The organism is Streptomyces sp. bgisy159 (genome assembly GCF_057707805.1).
This window is the reverse complement of the sequence record NZ_JBYIQX010000021.1, coordinates 70989-93007: the sequence shown is the minus strand read 5'-3', so window position 1 is coordinate 93007 and position 22019 is coordinate 70989. Positions and strand designations below refer to the sequence as shown.

The window sequence follows — 22019 nt, the reverse complement described above, 5'->3', positions numbered from 1 at the left end:
TCGGCGGCTGCCGGCTGGGGCCGGAGCGCGAGGTGTCGCTGGAGGCGGGCGGCAGGCCTGGCGCGCCTCGGCATGGCGGCGGACCTCCACGCCCACCGGGTGACGGGCGTGGAGGTGCCGCCACCGAGCCGGTGAGCGCGCTCTGGGCCACCACTGGCCCGGGCGCTCCTAGGCCTTCTTCTGGGCCTTCTCGCCGGAGGCGGTCTTCTCCCCGGAGGTGACGTTCCCCACGGAGGCGGCCCGCTCCTGGGAGGGAATCGCCTCGCCGGACGGGGCCGCCTCGCCGGAGGAGGGGGCCTCCGGTTCCTTGAAGTCGACCCTGCCCATGTGCCGGTTCATCGACTTCATCAGGGCCCACACCGCCACCGCCATCGCCGCGAAGACGAGGAAGCCCAGGACACCGGGGGTGACCTTGTTCTCGTCGATCTCCTTGGCGAGGGGGAGGAGCTGGGCCGCTGCCACACTCACGCTTGCGCTCATGTCAGGCATTGTCCCGGATGCCCGCGAAGAGGTCGTCCTCGGGGAGGGAGGTGTCCACGAGCGACTTCGCCAGCTCGTACTCCTCCGTCGGCCAGACCTCCCGCTGGAGCTCCATCGGCACCCGGAACCAGCCGCCGTCGGGGTCGATCTGCGTGGCGTGGGCGATCAGCGCCTTGTCGCGGATCTCGAAGAAGTCCGCGCACGGGACGTGCGTGGTCAGCGTGCGCTCCACCCGCTCGAACTCCTTCCACCGCTTCAGCCACTCCCCGTACGGGGACTCCAGGCCCCGGTCGAGCATTGCCTGGTGCAGCGCCTCGGTGCGGGGCCGGTTGAAGCCCTGGTTGTAGTAGAGCTTGAGCGGCTGGTAGGCGGGCCCGAAGCGGTCCTCGGGGTACTTCTCGGTGTCCGCCGCGCCCTCGAACGCCACCATGGAGATCTTGTGGGTCATGATGTGGTCGGGGTGGGGATACCCGCCGTTCTCGTCGTAGGTGGTGATCACCTGGGGACGGAAGGCGCGGATCTGCTTCACCAGCTCGCCGGCGGCCTCGTCGACGTCCTCCAGGGCGAAGCAGCCCTCCGGCAGCGGCGGCAGCGGGTCGCCCTCGGGCAGGCCCGAGTCGACGAAGCCGAGCCACTCCTGCTTGACGCCGAGAATCTCCCGGGCCTCGTCCATCTCCTTCTTGCGTACCTCGTGGATGTGCTCCTCGATGTACGCGTCGCCCTGCAGCTTGGGGTTGAGGATGGAACCGCGCTCCCCGCCCGTGCAGGTCACCACCAGCACGTCCACCCCCTCGGAAACGTACTTCGCCATGGTGGCCGCGCCCTTGCTGGACTCGTCGTCGGGGTGGGCGTGCACGGCCATCAGTCGCAGTTGGTCAGTCAAGACTCAGATCCTCAAGTGTCGGCGCCCCACGTCGAAGGGGGCTAACGGCGGCTTCTATAGTGACGGAATCGGGGGTCGAATAATTCCGGGGCCGGACCGGGCGGGCGGCTTTCGGACGGTCACCGCCCCGCCGATGCCCTTGCCGAGAGGACGATCATGAGTACGACGGCGAGCCCCCGAGTACCCGAGGGGCGTTACGGCCGCTCCTCGGACGAGCGCGCCGACCGCAGACTCAAGATCGCCGCGGGGGCGTTCGGCGTGGTGCTGCTGGCGTTGATGGGGTACTTCGCCTACCACTACATCGCCAAGAACGAGATCAGCGGACAGGTGATCGCCTTCCAGGCGAGCGATGACGCCGTGCGGGTGCATCTGGAGGTCCACAAGGACGCCGGCGTCGACGGTTACTGCACGATCCGCTCGCAGGCCGCCGACGGGGCCGAGGTCGGCCGGGCCGACTTCCGCTTCTCCGGCCCGGACACCCGTATCGACCGGGTGGTCACCCTGCGTACCACGGAGAAGGGCACGACCGCCGAGCTGCTCGGCTGCCACGTCGGCTGAAGCCCGGCCGGCCCCCGGCCGGGGCTCGGCTTAGCCCTGGTCGACGCGGCGCCGTCGCCTGGAATGCGTGGGCGGTGACCTGCGCTGACGTAATTCTGGTGGCTTATGTCCTCCCCCTGTGGCCACTGAATTGTTAGGCTCGTGGTTTCGCCCTCCCATGGAGGAACATGCTTCTGGGTAGGGCGATGCTTTGTATTCCCAGTACCGACGAGGAGCACCCTGTGACCCAGACCAGCGAGAACGTCACCTGGCTGACCCAGGAGGCGTACAACAAGCTCAAGGATGAGCTTGAGTACCTTACTGGTCCTGCGCGCACGGAGATCGCCGCCAAGATCGCGGCCGCGCGCGAGGAGGGCGACCTGCGCGAGAACGGCGGGTACCACGCGGCGAAGGAGGAACAGGGCAAGCAGGAACTCCGTGTCCGCCAGCTGACCCAGCTTCTGGAGAACGCCCAGGTCGGCGAGGCCCCGGCGTCGACGGACGGTGCGGTGGCGCCCGGCATGGTCGTGACGATCGCCTTCGACGGCGACGAGGACGACACCCTGTCCTTCCTGCTCGCCTCGCGCGAATACGCGAGCGCCGACATCGAGACGTACTCGCCGCAGTCCCCGCTGGGCGCCGGCGTGATCGGCCACAAGGTCGGCGAGGACGCCGAGTACGAGCTGCCCAACGGCAAGAAGGCCTCCGTGCGCATCCTCAAGGCCGACCCCTACAACGGCTGACCCAGAGCCGCCCTGCGACCGACCGCCCCCGGCGTCCCTCGGGACACCGGGGGCGCGGCGTCGGGACCACCGCGCACCGGGGCGCAGCGGGGTGACCCGGCGGGCCGGCTGCGCCGTGCGAACCCTCTCAGCCGGCTGCCCGGCGGTACTTGCGGACGGCGAGGGTACGGAAGGCGAGGATGATCAGGACGGACCAGATCAGCGAGGCCCACACCGGGTGCTGCATGGGCCAGGCGTCGGGTACCGGGTAGCCCTCCGGGAAGTTGCCGAAGAGTTCCCGGCACGCCTGGACGGTGGCGCTGAAGGGGTTCCAGTAGGCGATGGTCTGCAGGAACGACGGCATGTTCTCGGCCGGCACGAAGGCGTTGGAGATGAACGTCAGCGGGAACAGCCAGATCAGGCCGCCGGAGGTGGCCGCCTCGGGGGTGCGCACGGACAGGCCGATCAGCGCGCCGATCCAGGAGAACGCGTAGCCGAGCAGGAGCAGGAGGGCGAAGCCCGCGAGCACCTCGGCGAAGTTCGCGTGGGTGCGCCAGCCGACCAGGACGGCGACGAGCGCGAGGACGACCAGGGTCAGGGTCGTCTGGACGAGGTCGGCGAGGGTGCGGCCGGTGAGGACCGCGCCGCGCGACATGGGCAGGGAGCGGAAGCGGTCGATGAGGCCCTTGTGCATGTCGTCGGCGATGCCCGCGCCCGCCCCGGCGGTGGCGAAGGTGACGGTCTGCGCGAAAATGCCCGCCATCAGGAACTCGCGGTATCCGGACGCGCTGAGACCGGCGCCCGGGACGCTGATCGAGCCGCCGAAGACATAGCTGAACAGCACGACGAACATGATGGGCTGGACCAGCCCGAAGATGATCACTTCGGGGATGCGGGTCATGCGGATCACGTTGCGCTTGGCGACGACGAGGGAGTCACGGGCGGACTGTCCGACGGCGGTGCCGCGCACGGTGTCGGTGAGGGTGCTCATCGGGCGGTCTCCTGCTCGGTGGTGGTGTCCTCGGACTCGGCAGCGTGTCCGGTCAGGGAGAGGAACACGTCGTCGAGGGTGGGGCGGCGCAGGCCGATGTCGTCGATCTCGATGCCCCGGCCGTCCAGCTCGCGGATGACCTCGGCGAGGAGCTTGGCACCGCCGGTGACCGGAACGGTGAGCTTGCGCATGTGCTCCTCGATCGCGGTGTCGCCCTTGCCGAAGCCGGTCAGCACCTCCGCCGCGGCCGGTATGTGTTCGCGCTCGTGCACCACGACCTCGACGCGCTCGCCCCCGGTGCGGGCCTTGAGCTGGTCGGAGGTGCCGCGGGCGATGACCCGGCCGTGGTCGACGACCGCGATCTCGTGGGCGAGGTGGTCGGCCTCCTCCAGGTACTGGGTGGTCAGCAGCAGGGTCGTACCGCCGGAGACGAGCTGTTTGATGACTTCCCACAGCAGTTGGCGGTTGCGCGGGTCGAGACCGGTGGTGGGCTCGTCCATGAACATGACCGGCGGGGAGACCACGAGGGCGGCGGCCAGGTCGAGGCGGCGGCGCATGCCGCCCGAGTAGGTCTTGGTGGGGCGGTCGGCGGCGTCGGTGAGGTCGAAGCGTTCCAGCAGTTCGTCGGCGCGGGCCTTCGCCGCCTTCGCCCGCATCTGGTAGAGCTGCCCGACCATCTGCAGGTTCTCGCGGCCGGTCAGGTACTCGTCGACCGCCGCGAACTGGCCGGACAGGCCGATGGAGCGGCGCACGCGGTCGGGGTGGGCGAGGACGTCGATGCCGGCCACCGATGCCTGGCCGCGGTCGGGGCGCAGCAGGGTCGTCAGGCAGCGGACGGTGGTGGTCTTTCCCGCTCCGTTGGGGCCGAGCAGGCCCAGGACCGTGCCCTCCGGGACGTCGAGGTCGACGCCGTCCAGAGCCTTGACGTCTCCGAAGGTCTTGACCAGCCCCTCGGCATGGATGGCGCCTGGCATAGAAGTTCTCCGCGTCGTCGGGGATACGTCTTCGAGTGGGAACAGTAACGCGATGTATCGCGTGTCTCAATGGATTTGTCGGCGGTGCATCCGAACGGGTGAGACGGGGTCAGGGGAAGAGCGGTGCCGGGGTGGGCGCGGTGTCGGAGTATGGGGTGGGCGCGGTGTCGGGGTATCGAGGTGGCCGCGGTGTCGGGGCGGTGGGCAGTGGGCGGTGGGCGGTGTCAGCCGAGCACGGTGTGGCCCGCCGCGCGCAAGGCCTGGCCGACCTCGGCGCAGTGGGCCGGGCCCTTGGTCTCCAGATGCAGCTCCACCTCCGCCTCCGTCAGCCCGAGGCGCGGGTCGGTGCGGACATGACTGACGTCGAGGACGTTGGCGTCCACCCCCGACAGCACCCCGAGCAGCGCCGCGAGCGCGCCCGGCCGGTCCGTCAGCCGGACCCGTACCGCCAGGTAGCGGCCCTGCGCGGCCATGCCGTGGCGCAGCACGCGCTGCAGCAGCAGGGGATCGACGTTGCCGCCGGACAGCACCGCCACGACCGGCCCCTCGAAGGCGCCCGGGTCGTGCAGCAGCGCGGCGACGGGGCTGGCGCCGGCCGGCTCCACCACCAGCTTGGCCCGCTCCAGGCAGAGCAGCAGCGCGGTGGACAGCTCGTCCTCGCTCACCGTGCGCACCTCGTCCACCAGGTCGCGCACGATCGCGAACGGCACGTCACCGGGCCGGCCCACCCTGATGCCGTCGGCCATCGTGACCGGGTTGCCGAGCGCCACCGGGTGCCCGGCGGCCAGCGACGGCGGGTACGCGGCCGCCCCGGCGGCCTGCACCCCGACGATCCGCACGTCGGGCCGCACCGACTTCACGGCCACCGCGACACCCGCCGCGAGACCGCCGCCGCCGATGCCGACCACGACCGTGCGCACCTCCGGGCACTGCTCCAGGATCTCCAGGCCCACCGTGCCCTGCCCGGCGATGATGTCCGGGTGGTCGAAGGGGTGGATGAACACCGCGCCGGTCTCGGCCGCGTACTCCTGGGCGGCGGCCAGCGTCTCGTCGACGACCTGGCCCTGCAGGCGCACCTCGGCGCCGTAGTCCCGGGTCGCGCTGATCTTCGGCAGGGGCGCGCCCCGCGGCATGAAGACCGTCGCCCGCACGCCCAGCAGCGACGACGCCAGTGCCACGCCCTGCGCGTGGTTGCCCGCGCTGGCGGCGACGACCCCGGCGGCCCGCTCCTCCGGGAGCAGCCCGGCGATCCGTACGTAGGCGCCGCGCAGCTTGAAGGAGCCGGTCCGCTGGAGGTTCTCGCACTTGAGGTGCACGGGCTCGCCGACGAGCTGGGACAGGTACCTGCTGCCTTCCATGGCGGTCGTCCGTGCCACGCCCGACAGCATCTTCTGGGCGCCGCGCACGTCGTCGAGGGTGACCGGCCGCAGGATGTCAGTCGTGCTGGAGCTCATGACTCCAGCATCGCAGTTCACAGGCGGGAGCGAGCGCTGTGACCAACCGGCGAGATCGGTTTGCGCGGGGCAGGTACGGCACGGCTTCGGGCCGCGTAACCTGTTTCCCCAACCCAGCACCCCTGATGAAGTGAGCCCCCGGCCATGCCCACAACGCCTGAGATGTCGATGGACATGACGACCGTCGGTGACACCGGTCTTCTCGACACGCTGCAGCACGAGGTAGCGCTTTTCGCCCGCCGTGCCGAACAGACCCGGCTCGGCGGGGTCGGGCAGCTGCGCAACTCCATGGACCGCGCCGCGTACCTGCTGCTCAACCGCCTGGACAAGGAGGGGCCGATGGGTGTGAAGGCACTGGCCGCGAGCATGGGCATCGACTCCTCGACGGTCACCCGGCAGGTCGCGCCGCTGGTCGAGACGGGGCTCGTCAAGCGCACCTCGCACCCCGAGGACGGGCGGGCGGTGGTGCTCCAGCTGTCCCCGCGCGGGCAGGCGCGTCTGGAGGAGGTGCGCTCCTCGCGGCGTCAGTTGATGGCCGAGTTGACCCACGACTGGGCGCCGGAGGAGCGCGAGGCGTTCTGCGCGCTCCTCACGCGCTTCAATGGCGCGCTGTCGTCCCGGATGGCGGCCCACGGCCTGCCGGGCTCGGAGGCGTCCCCCGCGCAGGCTTCCTGACCCGACGGGGCCGCCGCGCCGCACGCGTGCCCTGCCCTCGCCGTGCGGGCTTCCCGCCACCCCGGCGCGCTCCCCCTCGCCTCCGTCACCGCGCGCGTGCCGCGTCGTCGTCGGCGCGCGTGTCTCGTCGCCGCGCGCCTGCGCTCGTACCACCGGCCCGTGCGCACCCCTTGACCGGTGGGGCGCGGCTGGCCTCAGATGAGAGAGGGCCGGTCGGTGAGGTCGGTGTGCGAAAGCGGCGTCGGGGGGAGGCGCGCGTGGGAGACAGACACCTGGAGCAGGACGTCCGCCGGGCCCGCGAGTTCGAGGCGTTCGTCGCGGGAGCCGGGGGCCGGCTGCTGCACACGGCCACGCTGCTGACGGGCGAGTCCGCCGTCGCCAACCCGCGCGCGCGGCGGCTGCTGGCCCTGGCCCTGGCGCACACGTACGCGTCCTGGCACCGGCTGCGTGGCGAGGACCCGTACGACCGCACCCGGCGCCATCTGGCCGTCCGCTTCGCCGACGGGGCCTGGCACCAGTACGGCGGCCGTGGATGCGCGCGCCCGCACCCGGACAGTCCGCTGTTTCCGCTCACCCCCCGGGAGCGGCTGGTGCTGGTCCTGCGGTGGTACGAGGGGGTCGGCGAGGACCAGGTGGGCGCCCTGCTCGGCATGCCCGCCGAGCGGGTCCACGCGGTGTGCGAGCGGGCGACGACGACCTTGCTGCGCCCGCCGCCCGCTCCGGTGCGGCCGCCGGCCGGCGCGAAGGTGGCCCCGTCATGAGGGCGCCGGGGAGGTGGCGGTCGTGATCATGAACCGCCCGCAGCGCGAGGCCGCCGTGAGACACCTGCTGGAGGGCTCGGACCGGCCGGCCCCGGTCCCGCCGGAGCTGTACGAGGACGCCCTGCGCCTGGGCGCGCGCCGTCTGCGGCGGGAGAGGCTGGTCCGACGGCTGCTGTGGCTGGCACTGGTCGCGGCGGTGGTGGCGTTCACGGTGTGGTCCCTGACCGCCCGCCCGTGGGTCGAGCCCCCGTCGGACACCACCCCGCCCCTGACGGGCTGGTGAGCCGGCCGCGGCGTGGCCGATCATGAGGCGTCCCGTCGTGCGGCCGCCGGAGAGGCAGTGTGAGCTGTGGGTGAGTGGTATGCGATCTGCGCGATCCGGTATGTCCTGGTCCTCGGCGCGGGGTATGCCGTCGCCTGCGCCGTGGCACCGTTGGACCCGGAGCCCGATCGGGCCTTCTGGCCCATGTTCGTCGGGCAGTTGGTGGAGCTGGCCGACCTGCTGGCGGTCCTGGCGCCGCTCGCGCTGTTCCTTCTGCTGCTGCTGGGGCTGATCAAGCAGTACGGCAGTACGGCGGTGTTCCGCGCGTGGGCCGCGGCGCTGCTCCTCCTTCCGCTGGTGCCGCTGTGGCTGGGCGGCATCGGAGGCTTCACCGGGATCATGATGCTGACCAACATCGCGTTCGCCTGCCGGCTGATGCCCGCGCCACCGCTGCGGCCGCTGTACTGACGGCCTGACACGGCCCGGCCACCCGTCATGGCGGCCGGGCCGGTCGCGTCCCTAGCCGAGCGCCTGCTGCAGGTCCGCCAGCAGGTCGTCGGCGTTCTCGATGCCGACGGAGAGACGGACCAGGTCGCCGGGCACCTCCAGGGCCGAGCCGGCGGCGGAGGCGTGGGTCATGCGTCCGGGGTGCTCGATGAGGGACTCGACACCGCCGAGGGACTCGCCGAGCGTGAAGATCTTCGCCCGGTTGCAGACCTCGACGGCGGCCTCCTCGCCGCCCTCGACCCGGAAGGACACCATGCCGCCGAACGCCCGCATCTGCTTGGCGGCGACCTCGTGGCCGGGGTGGTCGGGCAGGCCCGGGTAGAGGACCCGGGTCACGCGCGCGTGCCGGGTGAGCATGTCGGCGATCTTGCCGGCGTTCTCGCTGTGCCGGTCCATGCGCACCGACAGCGTCTTGGTGCCGCGCAGCACCAGCCAGGAGTCGAACGGACCGGCGACGGCGCCCATCGCGTTCTGGTGGAAGGCCAGCTCCTCGCCCAGGGTCTCGTCGGCGGTGATCAGCGCGCCGCCGACGACGTCGGAGTGGCCGCCCATGTACTTGGTCAGCGAGTGCACGACGACGTCCGCGCCGAGCGACAGCGGCTGCTGCAGGTAAGGCGTGGCGAAGGTGTTGTCGACGACGAGCCGCGCGCCGGCGTCCCGGGCGACCTGGGCGACGGCGGCGACGTCGGTGATGCCGAGCAGCGGGTTGGAGGGTGTCTCGACCCACACGGCCTTGGTCTTCGGCGTGATCGCGGCCCGTACGGCGGCCGGGTCGCCGGTGTCGGCGACCGACCACTCCACGCCCCAGCGGGCCACGACCTTCGCGAACAGCCGGAAGGTGCCGCCGTAGGCGTCGTTGGGGATGACCACGTGGTCGCCGGGGCTGAGGAGCGTACGCAACAGGCAGTCCTCGGCCGCCAGTCCGGAAGCGAACGCGAGACCGCGGCGGCCGCCCTCCAGAGCCGCGAGGTTCTCCTCCAGGGCGGTCCTGGTCGGGTTGGCGCTACGGCTGTACTCGTAGCCGCCGCGCAGGCCGCCGACGCCGTCCTGCTTGTAGGTCGAGACCTGGTAGATCGGCGGGACCACGGCACCGGTGAGGGGATCGGCGGTGTTGCCCGCGTGGATCGCGAGGGTCTCGAAGTGCTGACTGATGTGCCTGTCGCTCATGGGCACCGAGCGTAGTCCGCCCGGCGCTCCCGTGCCGGACGGCTTCGCAGGGGCGTGGGGAGAGCGGGGTTTTCCACAGGCCGGGGGGCCGGGGTTGGCCAATTGTCGGTGCGGTCTGGTTCGCTGGTCACATGGAGATTCTCTGGGGCCTGATGGCGGTGCTCTTGATCGGCTTCGTGCTGGTGCCCTACCTGCTGCGCCGGGGCCGAGGGATCACCCGGGTCCTGCCGGGGCACCCGGACGCCGCCGACCCGGCGAACTACGGCTTCGTACGCGAGGAGGAGCTGGACGTCCGGATGCCGGGGCCCGACCAGGACCTGCTGGAGGTGCTGGACGTGGTGCAGCGCACCCAGGACTACCGGGCGGCCCAGCAGCTGCTGGCCGGCACCGAGACGGACGGTGAGATCCGCTGGCAGCGGGTGCAGGCCTTCGCGGGCGCGGCCTCGCTGGAGCTGGCGCAGCGGCCGGGCGGGGTGAGCGAGACGCCCGGTGGTCAGTGGCTGCGCGTGTGGCGGACCGAGGCGCCCAAGGACGCGGGCGGCGCGGCGGTGTACGCCGAGTTCCTGGTGCAGCAGGCGTGGCGGACCGCGACGCCGGGCACGGAGGATTTCCGGATCATCATGGAGGAGGCCAAGGACGCCTGCGGCCAGGCGGCGCTGCTCTCCCCCGGCGATCCGGTGCCGTACGTCATCGAGCTGTCCGTGGCGCGCGGGCTCGGCTACCCGCGCCCGGAGTTCGAGGAGTTGTGGCAGCGGATCCTGGACCGGGCGCCGTACCACATGGGCGCGCATCTGGCGGCGCTGCACTACTGGTGCGAGAAGTGGCACGGCTCGCGGGAGCTGGCGGCGCAGTTCGCGGAGACGGCGGCCGCCCGGGCGCCGGAGGGCTCGCTGCTGGCCGCGCTGCCGTTGTTCGCGGTGTTCGAGCACCTGCCCGAGGTGAACCTGGTCACGAGCTTCTACCGGAGCGAGACCGTCACCAAGGCGATGCACGGCGCCCTGTACGCGGTGCACTCCGCCGACCCCGAGGACCCGATGGCGGCGCACGTCCGCCACCTGCTGGTCTTCTTCCTGGTGCGTGCCGAGCGCTGGGCGGAGGCGATGGAGCAGCTGGTGCGCGTGGACGGACACGTCGGCGCGCTGCCGTGGACCCTGAGCGCCGAACCGGCCGCCCAGTTCGCCGTGCACCGCGCGCTGGCGGTGGCGGGGTACGAGGCGAACGGCGGCAGCCCGGCGATGCTGCTGGGCTGACGGCGCCCCTCGGACCGGCAGCCTCGGCACCCGGCCCCGGCGCCCGGATCGGAACGGGTGCGCCGCGCGAAGACACCTCGGGAAGTCGCCCGGCAGGCGCAAGCACAGACGCAGGCAAAGGCACAGGCGCAAGCGCAGGCACAGACGCAGGTACAGGCAAGGCCCGGCGGCGAAGCCTTCGCTTCCCGCCGGGCCGTGGTGCGGGTCAGTCCTGGGCGCGGGCGGGCAGCCGCCATCCCGGGCGCGGGAAGTGGCAGGTGTAGCCGTCCGGGTAACGCTGCAGGTAGTCCTGGTGCTCGGGCTCGGCCTCCCAGAAGGGGCCGACCGGCTCCACCTCGGTGACGACCTTGCCCGGCCACAGGCCGGAGGCGTCCACGTCGGCGATCGTGTCCTCGGCGATCCGCTTCTGCTCGTCGTCGACGTAGTAGATGGCCGAGCGGTAGCTGGCGCCGATGTCGTTGCCCTGGCGGTTCCTGGTGCTCGGGTCGTGGATCTGGAAGAAGAACTCCAGGATCGCGCGGAAGTCGGTCCTCTCGGGGTCGAAAAGGATCTCGATGGCCTCCGCGTGCGTGCCGTGGTGGCGATAGGTCGCGTTCGACACGTCACCCCCGGTGTATCCGACCCGGGTCGCCGTCACCCCCGGAAGCCGGCGGATCAGCTCCTGCATTCCCCAGAAACACCCGCCGGCCAGCACGGCCCTCTGCGTCTGCCCAGCCATTGCGGCCCTCCCATACGTGTCAGCTCGGTGACTCGGCGTGCTCGGCTCGAACGCCACCGCCATCCGATGCCCACCGTCTCCAACGCGCGAGGGCCGCGAACGATTCCGTGCTCCCCCGGTCGGCCCGGCGGTCGCCGGCCCCTCCCGAGGCCCGGCCCCGCCGTCCGGACGCCCGGCCCCGTCCGGCGGGGCCGGGCGTCCGGGGGGCCGGCTACTTCCCCGGCTGGGTGAAGCCGAGGACCGTCGGAGCCAGCAGTTCGGTGGACAGCGGGCCGCGTTCGGTTCCCGGCTTGATGTAGTCGCGCAGTCCGAGCACGAGCTGGCCGCGCAGGGCGGGGTCGCCCTCCGCCGTGGGGTCGTTGTGCGGCGGCAGCATCTGCGTGGTGATGTCGGTGCAGTTCTCCGGTCCCCCGGGGACGCCGCTGAGCACCGCGCAGTCCCGGGTGAAGTAGTGGACGAACATCTTGTCGGTGTTGCGGACCGTCTTGGCGTAGGCGTCGGCGGACCCCTTGAGGTCGCTGTCCAGCACGTTGGCCACGCCCGCCAGGATCGCGGCGTTGTTGACGGACAGGGCGCTGTAGGTGGCGTTGCCGGTCTCGGTGGCCAGGGTGTCGATCACCGCGTAGACCTGGCCGGAGTCGAGCGGCAGCGGTTGCTGGCTCAGGAAGTAGGCCGCGTCCTGCTGGTCGCCGAGGCAGTCCATGTTGATCTCGCGGCAGTACGGTCCGGTCCACCCGTACGTCTCCACCGGGTCGAGCATCCGGGCGGAGGCCGGCGGGGGCTGGGTGCAGTCCTGGGTCCGCAGGCGGGTCGTGCCGCGGACGCGCTCGCACACCGCGCTCACCAGGTTCCGCAGGTCGCCCGCCAGGGCTGCTTCGCTGTCGGCCGTGCGCGGGGCGAAGGTGAGCGGTCCGTAGCGCTGGACGGGACCGGTCGAGGCGGGGGCCCGCACTCGCATCACCGTCAGCGGGGGATCCTGCCGCCACCGGGCCGCGGCCTGTTCCTGGCCGGCGTCGGGGAGGGCGTAGCGGAACGCGGTCAGGAAGTCGATGGCGTCCTTGCCCATGCCCAGCGGTCCGATCGGGCCGTAGGTGTCCCGGTCGGGGATCTGCTCGGTGAAGATGTCGTCGGCGGGTACGCCCTGGGCCTGCAGGGTCCGGCGGACGGCACGGTCGGTGGCGGCGCTCGGGGTGACGATGAAGTACCGGTTCTTCTCGAAGGAGTAGCCGGACTGCCGCTCCATGACGACGTTGTTCACGATGTCCCCGAGGGCGGACACGCTCTGGGTCCGCTGCGAGCCCCGGTCGCCGGGCGGGATCGTGTCGAACAGGTAGTGCATGGGGACGTCGACGGTGCTCTGCCACTTGAGGTAGTCGCTGGTCTTCCAGTGCCCGTGCTGGCTGAACTCGAAGGTCTGCAGTCCCATGTAGCGGCCGGGGGGCGGCATCTTGCCGTACATCACGAGAGCGTCGCGCTCGCCGAGCCGGTAGGTGGCGGTGTGTCCAGGCCGCGTCTTGCCGAAGGCGTTCACCGCCGCGGGGTCGACGTACTCCCCGGGCCAGGTCTTGACGACGGGCAGCACGTACGGGGCGGCGGGGTTGTTCGCGTAGCAGTTCTTCAGCTTCGGGTAGGTGTAGTTCTCGCAGTCCTGCTCGGTGTACAGCTTCGGGTAGCCGGAGGCGACCTGGAAGCCGCTCGCGCGCAGGTCCGCGACCAGCCCCGAGGTGAAGGAGTCGCCGGGCCCGTCGGGACCGCCTCCCGCACTCTGCCGGCCGCACCCGGCCATGGCGACGAGCAAGACGCACGTCAGCGAACACCCGACTCTCGGCGCTGTACGGCCCACGGTTTTCCCTCCGGATCGGTTCCGTGCCCACGCCTGCGGGAGGATGGCACCGTGAGGCACAGTCCCGAGGTCTACACAGGGTTGCTTTCAGTGATTCGACTGTCACCAAAGGTGGTGGGCCGGGCAAACCCGGCGGGGCAGTCGGGCGACGCACCGGCGGCCGCGCCCGACGGGGTACCGCGGGCGGGCCGCCCGTTCCCGCCGGTCCCGGCGCCCCCCGGGGCCCTGCCGGCCCGGGTGCCCTCATGACGCGCGGCCGGCTGCTCCTCCCGTCGCTGCTGGTGCTCGGCGGAGCGGCCCTCGCGACCGGCATGGTCCTCGACGGGTCCCCCGGCCCGGCCGTGGTGGTGCTGCTGGTGTTCCTGGTGCTCGCGGGCATGCACTCGCCGCTGGTCTTCCCCAGGTCGGTCGGCGCGGCGGAGGCGCGGCGGCGCAGCGCGCTCGACGGCCGGCCGGTCGTCCTCTGGCGCCCGGGCTGCCCGTACTGCCTCCGGCTGCGCCTGCGCCTGGGGCGTGACGCCCGCCGGGCGCACTGGGTGGACATCTGGCGGGACCCGTCCGGCGCGGCCATGGTGAGGGAGGCCGCCGACGGCGACGAGACGGTGCCGACCGTGCTCGTGGACGGCCGGCCCCACGTCAATCCGGACCCCGCGTGGGTCCGCCGGCAGATCTCCCGTCCCTCGTGACCGCGTAGGCGCGCGCCCGCGGCCGGGTGTCTCATACCGGACCCGGATCGGAAGCGCATCGGAAGCGGGAAAGCGGTTCTCGGCCATCGCCCGTCGCGGCAGAGTGGCTCTCGCCACACCGGCTGGACGAGCGAGAACCCGGCGATCGCCGGGAGTTGCGAGGATTCATGAGACACACCCACGAGCCGCCGAGCCTGTTACCCGCCGCCGGCCAGGAACGGACACACACGCTCCTCATCGCCGGTGTTCCTCTGCTGCTGCTCGTGCTGATCGGCGTCGTTCCCCAACTGGGTTCGGACGACGGCGCATCGGGCGCGAGCGGCTCGGACCGGCCCGGCGGCTACTTCTACCGGCCACCGGACAGCTACTCGGCCCCACCGGACACCTCCCCGACGTACGAGACGGCGCCCTCCCTGCCCACTCCCGAGGCCACCAGCCTGTTCCCGGACCCGTTCGGCACGCTGGACGCGCAGGGCGGGGAGACCGCACCGAGCGCGGAGGGCACGGGGAGCGTCCTCGGTACGGTGGGCACGCCGGACCCGGGGAGCAGTGAGGACGCCGGCTCCCCCGCCGCCACCGTCAGCCGCTACTTCGAGGCCATCAACGCCCGCGACTACCGGACCGCCTGGGATCTCGGCGGCAAGAACCTCGACTCCTCCTACGCGTCGTTCGTGTCGGGCTTCAGCGACACCGCGCGCGACGAGGTCACCCTCGGACTGACGGTCGCCGGCAGGGTTCCGGTCGACCTGGTCGCCGTCCAGACGGACGGCACGCGGAAGTCGTACAGCGGCTACTACACCGTCGCGGACGGGGTCATCACCGAGGCCTCGATGTCCCCCACCGGCTGAGCAGAGCGGAGCGACGAAGACATGTCGAGCGAGACGATTTCCCTTCCCGCCCAGCCGCCGGAACGGCCCCGGCCGGCCGCCGGGCCCACCGTGCCGGACTCCACCAGCGACGCCACCCGCCTGCTGTGCGCGGGCACCTACCTCGACACGGCGTACCGGGCGACGGTGATCCGTGAGCTGCTGACCCACCGGTTCCGGGTGGTGGCACCGTCGTACGGGTACGACGCCGTTCCCGTGCTGGCCCACGCCCTCGCGGCGCGCCGGCTGCACAAGATGCAGCGGGCCGTCCTCGGCATCGGGTTCGGCGTCACGGTCGTCCTGATGGGGCTGGACGTCCTGAGCGGGTTCACCGGGACGCTGCTGGTGCTGTGGCTGGTGTGGGTGACGGCGTATCTGCGCCGGGTCGTCACCCTGCAGACCCTGATCAGCCGTCTGCGGCCCCGGACCGTCGGGGCGGGCGGGCCCGCCGGGTTCGACGGCTCCTGTCCGGAACACCCGGAGCTGACGCCCGAGCTGGCCGCCAAGATCGACCGGGAGCAGACGTCGGACGGCAGTGTGATCCACTACGGCGGCTACCGGCCGTTCGTCGGCGCGGGCGAGCAGGTGCGCCGCTGGTCCACCGCCGAGTTGCTGATCGGAGCCCCGCGCACCGTGTTCGACCGCCGTCGGCACGCCGCCGGCTCGTCCGGCGAGTCCGGCGAGTCCGGCGAGTCAGGGAAGTCCGGCGAGTCAGGGAAGTCCGGCCCGGCCGATCGGGAGCCGAAGCGCAAGGAGGTCATCCCCTTCACCGTCAGGGAGATCACGGCGTACGTCGGCGACCGGATGACCGCGGACCTGCGGGACCGTCAGCCCGAGGGGAAGCGGATCGACGGGCTGGCGGTCGAGCGGTCCACCTTCACCGCGTCCGTCTCCACGCACCCCGGCACGCTCCCGGAGGGCGCGGGCCGCTGGCAGGACACCTACGGCTCGGGACGCGTCTACCTGTGCGTCCGGGTGGGGTCGTGGAACCAGGAGCTGGTCACCACGGCGTTCGTGGGCTTCGACCTGAAGGGGAACAGCCTGCACACCGAGTTCTACTCGTACGTGCTGAGGCCGATCCGGGAGAACTTCCACCTGGTGGACCGGCTGCCCGCCGGTCTGGACGCCGGGCTGCTGCTCCGCGTCGGGTGGGACACGCTGCTGGGCGCGCCGCAGACCGCGGCGCGGGCCGTTCTGAGCCGGTTGCCGGGCCTGCGGGAGCGGCGCTGGGACGCACTGGTGATCGAGGCGGCCGCGCCCGACACCAGTGAGTTCCGCCTCGGCCGCTACGCGGCCCACGCGCCGAACCGCGGGGCGCTGCTCAGCATCAGGGAGATGGCGGTCAGCCCCCACTACCACGAGTTCTTCCAGGAGACGGACACCATCAAGTACACACAGATCGTGGAGCGCCAACTGCTGCAGATCGTGCGTGACTTCCTGCACGAGCACAACGTGGACCTGGCGGAGCACGAGGCCCGCCAGACGAACATCCTCAACGACTACGGACACCACAACAACTTCGTCAAGGGCGACAGGAACAACGTCAACTCGGGCACGCAGCACGCGGCCCCGAAGTCCGACGGCGGCAAGGGGGCCGCGTCCTCATGACGGATTTCATGGACGACTGGGACGACTTCATGGACGACACGCCGGGCAACCGCAGCGACTACGGCAAGGACAACGACTTCGGCCGCAACAACAACTTCGTCACCGGCAACGGCAACCGCACCAACTCGGGCACGCAGAACTACTACGCCGGCCCGCCTGGAGGTTCCCGGCCGGCCCGTGAGGACCGGGGAGACGACCGTGAGACGGGCCGGCGGCGCGAGGAGGAGGGCTCCGAGGCTCCCGCGGACCGCAGCCGCAACGTCTTCGTCGTCCACGGGCGGGACGAGGAGGCCCGGCTGAAGATGTTCGACCTGCTGCGGCTGCTCGATCTGCATCCGCTGGACTGGGAGGACCTGATCAAGGCCACGGGGCGGACGGCTCCGTACCTCGGCGAGGTGGTCACCAGGGCCCCTTCGCAGGCGCAGGCCGCCCTGGTGCTGCTCACACCGGACGACATCGTCCAGCTGCACCCGCAGCTGCGGGGGGCGAACGAGCCGTCGTCCGAGACCGAGCCGACCGGTCAGCCACGCCCGAACGTGCTGATCGAGCTGGGCATGGCGCTGATGGCCTACCCGGAGCGCACTCTGCTGGTGCAGATGGGCGAGATGCGTCCGATCTCCGACATCGGGGGCATGAACTTCATCCGCTTCGACGGTTCGGAAACCGCCCTCGGCAAGATCGTCGAGCGGCTGAAGCTGGCGGGGTGCAAAGTCAACGACACCGGCTCCGACTGGCGCCACACCTTCCCCTACCGCCATCTGTCGGCGTACGGCCGCACCGGGCGTGTGGAGTCGCCGGCCACCTGAAGCCGCGGCACGGGCCCGGTGGCCGCTCAGGCCCGGGGGACGGGCCCGTGCCGCTCGGCGCCGCGTGGCGCGTACCGGACGGCGTCCCCCGGGGGGTCGGACGCCGGGTACCGTCACGCGGCGCCGCACCTCCCGGCGTCAGACGTGGCGCCGGGCGCCCGCCGCCAGGCCGGACAGGAACGCGCCCGCCTCCGGGAGGTCGATCCGTCCCAGCTCGCCGGGCCGTACGACCACGCGCAGCTCGCGGCAGACCACCCGTTCCCAGGAGTGGACGACGAACGACAGCAGGATCAGCCGCAGCAGACTGTTCTCGTCGAGGTCGTGCAGGCGGGCGAGCCCGGCGCCGGTCAGCGGCATGGTGACCCGTTCCAGCTGGCCGTGCCGGCGCACGGCGTCCCACAGCCGCTCCAGGCCGATCCACAGGTCCTGCACCCCGGAGGAGGCGACGCAGTCGTTGCCCATCCGGCTGTAGGCGACGGCGAACACCAGCCGCGGCCGGGTCCCGAGGACGGCGACGGTGCCGAGCGGGTACCGTTCGCGCTTGCCGCGCGGCTTGTCCCGCGCGCTCTCCGACACCCGCGGAGCCACGCCGCGCAGGGCGGCGGTCAGTTCCGCGTCCAGCCGCCGGACGTCGCCGGCGTAGCGGCGGGCGAGCAACTGGCCCTGGACGCTGGCGTCGTTGATGACGGAGCCGTCGCCGACGACGGTGTCGAAGGTGTCGGTGAAACCCACCACGAGATGGCCGGGCTGGTCGAAGAGGTCGCCCTCCTCGACCACCACCGTCATACCGGGCCGTGCGAAGTCCTGCCGTACGGCGGCCTGCGGCCGGGTGCGGGCCAGCCCCCAGGCCAGGCAGAGGGCCAGGGAGCCGGCCAGCACCGGAGCGGGGCGTGAGACGGCCTCCGGGAACAACAGGCCGACGAACTGCAGGACGGCCGAGACACCGCCGAACGCGACCAGCGCCTGGGCCGCGAAGGCCCGCCGTCCGCGCCGCGATCCGGGCAGCCGCGGCCGTGGCCGCGCGAGACGGATCGCGGGAAGCGGTCCGGTCCATCGCATGATTGCCTCCAGGGCACCTTGGTACGCTGACGACACTGCTGAGGGTGTGTCACGCGGCAAAGGGGGCGGGGCGCGTGCAGACTCACGCACCAGGTGTACGCGTGAGCGTCCTGGGCCCGGTCCGGCTCGACGTGAACGGCGTGCCGGTACGGCTGACCCCGCTGACGGCGCGCCTGCTGGTCCGGCTGGTGGCCGCCGAGGGCGAGGCCGTGACGGCCCGCCGGCTGTACCGGGACGTCTGGGGGCACACCGTGGACGTGCCGCGTCAGGAGCTGCGCGGCCGCAACGAGGTGCAGAAACGCGTTCTGGAGCTGCGGCGCGCCTTCGACCTGGCCGGGCCGGGATGCGGGGCCCGGATCGTGCGCACGGGGCAGTTGCCGACCGCGCGCGGGGCCGAGAGCACCTACCGGCTCGACCTGGCCGTGGAGGAGCTGGACAGCGCCGAGTTCACCCGGCTGGTGAGCGACGCGCTGCACGCGGCCCCGGCCTCGGCCGTCCGGCTGCTCACCGGCGCGGAGCGGCTCTGGCGCGGCCGGCCGCTGGCCGAGGCGCAGGACGAGGACTTCGCGAGCGGTGCGGTACGGCGGCTGACCCGGCTGCGCGAGACGGCGCTGCGCGAGCTGATCGCCGCGCACACCGTGCTGGGCCGCTACGACCTCGCGCTCCCGGTGGCCGAGCAGGCGGTGCGGGAGCGGCCGGAGGACGCCGAGGCGGCCGCCACCCTGGCCCGGCTCGGCGCCCGGCTGCGCGAGCGGCACGGGGACGAGTTGCTCCGGCACACCCTGCGCGGTCTGCGGGTGGACGTGGTCGTGGTGCGCGGCGACCTGTTCGACCACGAGGACGCCAACCTGGTGGTGGGGTTCTCGGACACCTTCGACACGTTCGCCGACGACGTGGTGATCAGCCGGGAGAGCGTGCAGGGCCAGCTGGTCGACCGACTCTTCGAGGGGCGGCACCGGCTTCTCGACGAGCGGGTGCGCCGCGGGCTGAAGGGTGTCGCACCGCTGGCCACGGAGAGCCCCCGGGCGAAGCCGCGCGGCCGGCGCACCCGCTACCCGATCGGCACGTCGGTGGCGGTGCCGGTCGGCGGCCGCCGCGTCTTCGCCCTCGCCTACTCCCGGCTCGGCAACGACCTGCGGGCCCGTTCCGCGCCGGCGGACCTGCGGCTGAGCCTGGAGCGCCTGTGGCCGTCGGTCGCCCTGCACGGCATGTTCAAGCCGGTGGCGGTGCCGTTGATCGGCGCGGGCCTGGCCCGGATCGTCGAGCTCGACCACACGCAGTTGCTGCTGCTGGTCGTGGAGACCTTCGCCCGGAGTCTGCGCCAGGACCCCGCCGTCTCCCCCGAGCTGCGGATCGTGCTGCGCGACGACGAGCTCGCACGGACCGAACTCACGGTCGTCGAGGCGTTCCTGCGCGGCGTGGACGAGCAGGGGCTGACGCCCCCGCCGCTCGGCGCGAGCTGATCCGGTCACTCCCCCAGCAAAGATCCGGGGCCGCTTCCGCGGACAGCCACCGCGTGCTTCCGGAGCGCTTCCCGAGTGCTTCCGGGAACCGGCTGGGCGGGCGCCGCGGTGGCCGGACGGTCAGATCGTCGACGTGTCGATCACGAAGCGGTAGCGCACGTCGCTGTTCAGCACGCGCTCGTACGCCTCGTTGATCTGGTCGGCGCGGATCACCTCGATCTCGGCGCCGAAGCCGTGCGTGGCGCAGAAGTCGAGCATCTCCTGGGTCTCGGCGATGCTGCCGATCATGGAGCCGGCGAGGGTCTTGCGGCCGCCGATGAGGGAGAACAGGTTGAGGGAGACGGGCTCCTCGGGGGCGCCGACGTTCACCAGGGCGCCGTCCGTCTTCAGCAGCGAGAGGTAGGCGCCGAAGTCGAGCGGGGCGGAGACCGTGGAGAGGATGAGGTCGAAGGTGCCGGCCAGGTCCTGGAAGGTCGCGGGGGCGTTGGTGGCGTAGTAGTGGTCGGCGCCCAGCTTCAGGCCGTCGTCCTTCTTGCGCAGCGACTGGGACAGGACGGTGACCTCCGCGCCCAGTGCGTGCGCGATCTTGACGCCCATGTGGCCGAGGCCGCCCATGCCGACCACGGCGACCTTCTTGCCGGGGCCCGCGTTCCAGTGGCGCAGCGGGGAGTACGTGGTGATGCCGGCGCACAGCAGCGGCGCGGCCTCGTCCAGCGAGAGGCCGTCGGGGATGCGGACGGCGTAGTTCTCGTCGACGACGAGGTGCGTGGAGTAGCCGCCGTAGGTCGGCTCGCCGTTCTTGTCGAGGCCGTTGTAGGTGGCGGTGCCGCCCTTGAGGCAGTACTGCTCCAGGCCCTGCTCGCAGTACTCGCACGCGCGGCAGGAGTCGACGAAGCAGCCGACGCCGACCCGGTCGCCGACCGCGTACCGGGTGACGCCGGGGCCGGCCTCGGTCACGATGCCCGCGATCTCGTGACCGGGCACCATCGGGAAGATCGCCTGTCCCCAGCCCTCGCGGACCTGGTGGATGTCGGAGTGGCAGATTCCGGCGAACTTGATCTCGATGAGGACGTCGTGCTCGCCGACGGCACGGCGCTCGATGGTGGTGCGCTCCAGCGGGGCCTTGGCGGCGGGTGCGGCGTATGCGGGCACAGTGGTCATGCCGGGTGTCTCCTAGCACTTCGGGAGCCCCGGCCTGCCTTCCGGCCGGGCGCGGTGTCCAGACTGCCGGTCCGGCCGGCGCCCACCCAGGCCTCCGTCGTTCGTACGTCTGCGGTGCCTACCACCGGCGGGGACAGGATCGTGCGCGTACGACCAGGAATACTCGACGTATGGACGAACAGCCCGAGGACGTACAGGGGCCTGCCGCAGGGGCCGGACGGGCGCTGGACCGGCGCGCGGAGCTGAGCGAGTTCCTGCGCACCCGGCGGGCCCGGCTGAAGCCGGAGGACGTGGGGCTGCCGGTGTTCGGGCGGCACCGCCGGGTGCCGGGGCTGCGGCGCGAGGAGCTGGCGCAGCTGGCCGGGGTGTCGGTGGCGTACTACACGCGGCTGGAGCAGGGCAACGGGCGCAACGTGTCGGCGGAGGTGCTGGACGCCATCGCCCGGGCGCTGCGGCTGACCGACGCCGAGCACGCCCACCTCACGCATCTGGCGAAGCCGAAGCAGCACAAGAAGCGGGCGGCGGCGCGCGGCCCCCAGCTCCGGGTGTCGTTGCGGCACCTGCTGGACACGATGGACTCGGTGCCGGCGTACATCATCGGGCCGCGCGGGGACATCCTCGCGTGGAACCGGATGGCGGCGGCGCTCTTCGGTGACTGGGGCGAGCTGCCGGCCGCCGAGCGGAACTGGGCGCGGCTGGTGTTCCTGCGGCCCGAGTACCGCGAGCTGTTCGTCGAGTGGGAGCAGAAGGCGATCGACATCGTGTGCCTGCTGCGGATGAACGCCGGCTACTGCCCGGACGACCCGCGGCTGGCCGCGCTGATCGGCGAACTGTCCGTGAAGAGCGAGGAGTTCCGCCGGCTCTGGGCGACGCATGACGTCAAGGAGCAGACCCACGGGACGAAGCGGCTGCGCCATCCCCTGGTCGGCGAGCTGACCCTGCACTTCGAGGGTCTCCGGCTCGCCGACGACGGGGAGCGGTCGATGATCGTCTACCACGCGGAGCCGGGCACGCCCTCGGCGGAGGCGCTGCGGCTCCTGGCGAGCTGGGGCACCGACGCGACGCGGGCGGGCAGCCGGACACCGTCCGCCTGAGGCCCGGTCCGGCGGGGGCGGGGCTCGGCCCGACATGACGATGCCGCCCCGA

At 72.1% G+C, this 22019-nt stretch carries 23 protein-coding genes; 13 read left to right on the top strand and 10 right to left on the bottom strand.

The window, feature by feature from the left end:
• Positions 1 to 168: 168 nt before the first annotated feature.
• On the bottom strand, positions 169 to 489 hold the full coding sequence (locus tag AC3ET3_RS21125; protein WP_432134715.1) for a hypothetical protein: 321 nt from the start codon (positions 487 to 489) through the stop codon (positions 169 to 171).
• Complete coding sequence (gene mca, locus AC3ET3_RS21120) at positions 482 to 1363, bottom strand: mycothiol conjugate amidase Mca (RefSeq protein ID WP_432134714.1); 882 nt, start codon at positions 1361 to 1363, stop codon at positions 482 to 484. The genes AC3ET3_RS21125 and mca overlap by 8 nt, the downstream gene beginning before the upstream one ends.
• Before the next feature lie 156 nt (positions 1364 to 1519).
• Here mca and AC3ET3_RS21115 point away from each other — a divergent pair, with 156 nt between their 5' ends.
• Both AC3ET3_RS21115 and greA read left to right on the top strand, forming a co-directional pair.
• Entirely contained in the window at positions 1520 to 1921 is a 402-nt protein-coding gene (locus tag AC3ET3_RS21115; protein ID WP_432134713.1) for a DUF4307 domain-containing protein, read from the top strand.
• A 221-nt stretch (positions 1922 to 2142) separates the two neighbouring features.
• On the top strand, positions 2143 to 2643 hold the full coding sequence (gene greA, locus AC3ET3_RS21110) for a transcription elongation factor GreA (RefSeq protein WP_432134712.1): 501 nt from the start codon (positions 2143 to 2145) through the stop codon (positions 2641 to 2643).
• Between the two features lie 127 nt (positions 2644 to 2770).
• Here the strand turns inward: greA and AC3ET3_RS21105 are convergent, their stop codons facing one another.
• The 3 genes from AC3ET3_RS21105 to ilvA all read right to left on the bottom strand — a co-directional run bounded on the left by AC3ET3_RS21105 (position 2771) and on the right by ilvA (position 6041).
• On the bottom strand, positions 2771 to 3613 hold the full coding sequence (locus tag AC3ET3_RS21105) for an ABC transporter permease (protein ID WP_432134711.1): 843 nt from the start codon (positions 3611 to 3613) through the stop codon (positions 2771 to 2773).
• On the bottom strand, positions 3610 to 4587 hold the full coding sequence (locus tag AC3ET3_RS21100; RefSeq protein ID WP_432134710.1) for an ATP-binding cassette domain-containing protein: 978 nt from the start codon (positions 4585 to 4587) through the stop codon (positions 3610 to 3612). The genes AC3ET3_RS21105 and AC3ET3_RS21100 overlap by 4 nt, the downstream gene beginning before the upstream one ends.
• 224 nt (positions 4588 to 4811) lie before the next feature.
• Positions 4812 to 6041, bottom strand: coding sequence for a threonine ammonia-lyase (gene ilvA, locus AC3ET3_RS21095; protein ID WP_435612643.1), 1230 nt, complete (start codon positions 6039 to 6041; stop codon positions 4812 to 4814).
• A 162-nt stretch (positions 6042 to 6203) separates the two neighbouring features.
• On the opposite strand from ilvA, the gene AC3ET3_RS21090 reads away from it, so the two are divergent.
• The 4 genes from AC3ET3_RS21090 to AC3ET3_RS21075 all read left to right on the top strand — a co-directional run bounded on the left by AC3ET3_RS21090 (position 6204) and on the right by AC3ET3_RS21075 (position 8207).
• Entirely contained in the window at positions 6204 to 6716 is a 513-nt protein-coding gene (locus AC3ET3_RS21090; RefSeq protein ID WP_432134846.1) for a MarR family winged helix-turn-helix transcriptional regulator, read from the top strand.
• 257 nt (positions 6717 to 6973) lie between these two features.
• On the top strand, positions 6974 to 7477 hold the full coding sequence (locus AC3ET3_RS21085) for a sigma factor-like helix-turn-helix DNA-binding protein (RefSeq protein WP_435612642.1): 504 nt from the start codon (positions 6974 to 6976) through the stop codon (positions 7475 to 7477).
• Between the two features lie 28 nt (positions 7478 to 7505).
• Positions 7506 to 7760, top strand: coding sequence for a hypothetical protein (locus AC3ET3_RS21080; RefSeq protein ID WP_432134845.1), 255 nt, complete (start codon positions 7506 to 7508; stop codon positions 7758 to 7760).
• A gap of 66 nt (positions 7761 to 7826) precedes the next feature.
• Complete coding sequence (locus AC3ET3_RS21075) at positions 7827 to 8207, top strand: hypothetical protein (RefSeq protein ID WP_432134707.1); 381 nt, start codon at positions 7827 to 7829, stop codon at positions 8205 to 8207.
• A gap of 51 nt (positions 8208 to 8258) precedes the next feature.
• On the opposite strand, the gene AC3ET3_RS21070 is transcribed toward AC3ET3_RS21075, so the two are convergent.
• Complete coding sequence (locus AC3ET3_RS21070) at positions 8259 to 9413, bottom strand: cystathionine gamma-synthase (RefSeq protein ID WP_432134706.1); 1155 nt, start codon at positions 9411 to 9413, stop codon at positions 8259 to 8261.
• Between the two features lie 131 nt (positions 9414 to 9544).
• On the opposite strand from AC3ET3_RS21070, the gene AC3ET3_RS21065 reads away from it, so the two are divergent.
• Positions 9545 to 10663 (top strand): hypothetical protein, encoded by a 1119-nt coding sequence (locus tag AC3ET3_RS21065; RefSeq protein WP_435612641.1) that lies wholly within the window; start codon positions 9545 to 9547, stop codon positions 10661 to 10663.
• Between the two features lie 205 nt (positions 10664 to 10868).
• Here the strand turns inward: AC3ET3_RS21065 and msrA are convergent, their stop codons facing one another.
• Positions 10869 to 11381 (bottom strand): peptide-methionine (S)-S-oxide reductase MsrA, encoded by a 513-nt coding sequence (gene msrA, locus AC3ET3_RS21060; protein ID WP_435612640.1) that lies wholly within the window; start codon positions 11379 to 11381, stop codon positions 10869 to 10871.
• Between the two features lie 211 nt (positions 11382 to 11592).
• Positions 11593 to 13179, bottom strand: coding sequence for a hypothetical protein (locus AC3ET3_RS21055; protein ID WP_432134703.1), 1587 nt, complete (start codon positions 13177 to 13179; stop codon positions 11593 to 11595).
• 290 nt (positions 13180 to 13469) lie between these two features.
• On the opposite strand from AC3ET3_RS21055, the gene AC3ET3_RS21050 reads away from it, so the two are divergent.
• The 4 genes from AC3ET3_RS21050 to AC3ET3_RS21035 all read left to right on the top strand — a co-directional run bounded on the left by AC3ET3_RS21050 (position 13470) and on the right by AC3ET3_RS21035 (position 17190).
• A complete protein-coding gene (locus tag AC3ET3_RS21050; RefSeq protein WP_432134702.1) occupies positions 13470 to 13910 on the top strand; it encodes a glutaredoxin domain-containing protein in 441 nt (146 codons plus the stop codon).
• 167 nt (positions 13911 to 14077) lie between these two features.
• The gene (locus AC3ET3_RS21045) at positions 14078 to 14758 is read left to right on the top strand and encodes a hypothetical protein (protein ID WP_432134701.1); all 681 of its coding nucleotides are present in this window, start codon (positions 14078 to 14080) and stop codon (positions 14756 to 14758) included.
• 21 nt (positions 14759 to 14779) lie between these two features.
• Positions 14780 to 16384, top strand: a complete 1605-nt coding sequence (locus tag AC3ET3_RS21040) for a hypothetical protein (RefSeq protein ID WP_435612639.1) — start codon at positions 14780 to 14782, stop codon at positions 16382 to 16384.
• Positions 16381 to 17190: a TIR domain-containing protein gene (locus tag AC3ET3_RS21035; protein ID WP_435612638.1), complete on the top strand. Its 810-nt coding sequence runs from the start codon at positions 16381 to 16383 to the stop codon at positions 17188 to 17190. The genes AC3ET3_RS21040 and AC3ET3_RS21035 overlap by 4 nt, the downstream gene beginning before the upstream one ends.
• A 138-nt stretch (positions 17191 to 17328) precedes the next feature.
• On the opposite strand, the gene AC3ET3_RS21030 is transcribed toward AC3ET3_RS21035, so the two are convergent.
• Positions 17329 to 18249, bottom strand: coding sequence for a macro domain-containing protein (locus tag AC3ET3_RS21030; RefSeq protein ID WP_435612637.1), 921 nt, complete (start codon positions 18247 to 18249; stop codon positions 17329 to 17331).
• Between the two features lie 101 nt (positions 18250 to 18350).
• On the opposite strand from AC3ET3_RS21030, the gene AC3ET3_RS21025 reads away from it, so the two are divergent.
• A complete protein-coding gene (locus tag AC3ET3_RS21025) occupies positions 18351 to 19712 on the top strand; it encodes an AfsR/SARP family transcriptional regulator (protein WP_432134697.1) in 1362 nt (453 codons plus the stop codon).
• Positions 19713 to 19832: 120 nt separating this feature from the next.
• On the opposite strand, the gene AC3ET3_RS21020 is transcribed toward AC3ET3_RS21025, so the two are convergent.
• Entirely contained in the window at positions 19833 to 20873 is a 1041-nt protein-coding gene (locus AC3ET3_RS21020) for an NAD(P)-dependent alcohol dehydrogenase (RefSeq protein ID WP_435612636.1), read from the bottom strand.
• A 170-nt stretch (positions 20874 to 21043) separates the two neighbouring features.
• On the opposite strand from AC3ET3_RS21020, the gene AC3ET3_RS21015 reads away from it, so the two are divergent.
• A complete protein-coding gene (locus AC3ET3_RS21015) occupies positions 21044 to 21967 on the top strand; it encodes a helix-turn-helix domain-containing protein (protein ID WP_432134695.1) in 924 nt (307 codons plus the stop codon).
• Positions 21968 to 22019: the final 52 nt, after the last annotated feature.

Excerpts from the sequence above, each read along its gene's own strand:
- AC3ET3_RS21125 (WP_432134715.1), bottom strand. The coding sequence starts at position 489 with ATGCCTGACATGAGCGCAAGCGTGAGTGTGGCAGCGGCCCAGCTCCTC.
- AC3ET3_RS21115 (WP_432134713.1), top strand. The coding sequence starts at position 1,520 with ATGAGTACGACGGCGAGCCCCCGAGTACCCGAGGGGCGTTACGGCCGC.
- AC3ET3_RS21105 (WP_432134711.1), bottom strand. The coding sequence starts at position 3,613 with ATGAGCACCCTCACCGACACCGTGCGCGGCACCGCCGTCGGACAGTCC.
- AC3ET3_RS21100 (WP_432134710.1), bottom strand. The coding sequence starts at position 4,587 with ATGCCAGGCGCCATCCATGCCGAGGGGCTGGTCAAGACCTTCGGAGAC.
- ilvA (WP_435612643.1), bottom strand. The coding sequence starts at position 6,041 with ATGAGCTCCAGCACGACTGACATCCTGCGGCCGGTCACCCTCGACGAC.
- AC3ET3_RS21090 (WP_432134846.1), top strand. The coding sequence starts at position 6,204 with ATGTCGATGGACATGACGACCGTCGGTGACACCGGTCTTCTCGACACG.
- AC3ET3_RS21080 (WP_432134845.1), top strand. The coding sequence starts at position 7,506 with ATGAACCGCCCGCAGCGCGAGGCCGCCGTGAGACACCTGCTGGAGGGC.
- AC3ET3_RS21070 (WP_432134706.1), bottom strand. The coding sequence starts at position 9,413 with ATGAGCGACAGGCACATCAGTCAGCACTTCGAGACCCTCGCGATCCAC.
- AC3ET3_RS21065 (WP_435612641.1), top strand. The coding sequence starts at position 9,545 with ATGGAGATTCTCTGGGGCCTGATGGCGGTGCTCTTGATCGGCTTCGTG.
- msrA (WP_435612640.1), bottom strand. The coding sequence starts at position 11,381 with ATGGCTGGGCAGACGCAGAGGGCCGTGCTGGCCGGCGGGTGTTTCTGG.
- AC3ET3_RS21050 (WP_432134702.1), top strand. The coding sequence starts at position 13,470 with ATGACGCGCGGCCGGCTGCTCCTCCCGTCGCTGCTGGTGCTCGGCGGA.
- AC3ET3_RS21045 (WP_432134701.1), top strand. The coding sequence starts at position 14,078 with ATGAGACACACCCACGAGCCGCCGAGCCTGTTACCCGCCGCCGGCCAG.
- AC3ET3_RS21040 (WP_435612639.1), top strand. The coding sequence starts at position 14,780 with ATGTCGAGCGAGACGATTTCCCTTCCCGCCCAGCCGCCGGAACGGCCC.
- AC3ET3_RS21035 (WP_435612638.1), top strand. The coding sequence starts at position 16,381 with ATGACGGATTTCATGGACGACTGGGACGACTTCATGGACGACACGCCG.
- AC3ET3_RS21030 (WP_435612637.1), bottom strand. The coding sequence starts at position 18,249 with ATGCGATGGACCGGACCGCTTCCCGCGATCCGTCTCGCGCGGCCACGG.
- AC3ET3_RS21020 (WP_435612636.1), bottom strand. The coding sequence starts at position 20,873 with ATGACCACTGTGCCCGCATACGCCGCACCCGCCGCCAAGGCCCCGCTG.
- AC3ET3_RS21015 (WP_432134695.1), top strand. The coding sequence starts at position 21,044 with ATGGACGAACAGCCCGAGGACGTACAGGGGCCTGCCGCAGGGGCCGGA.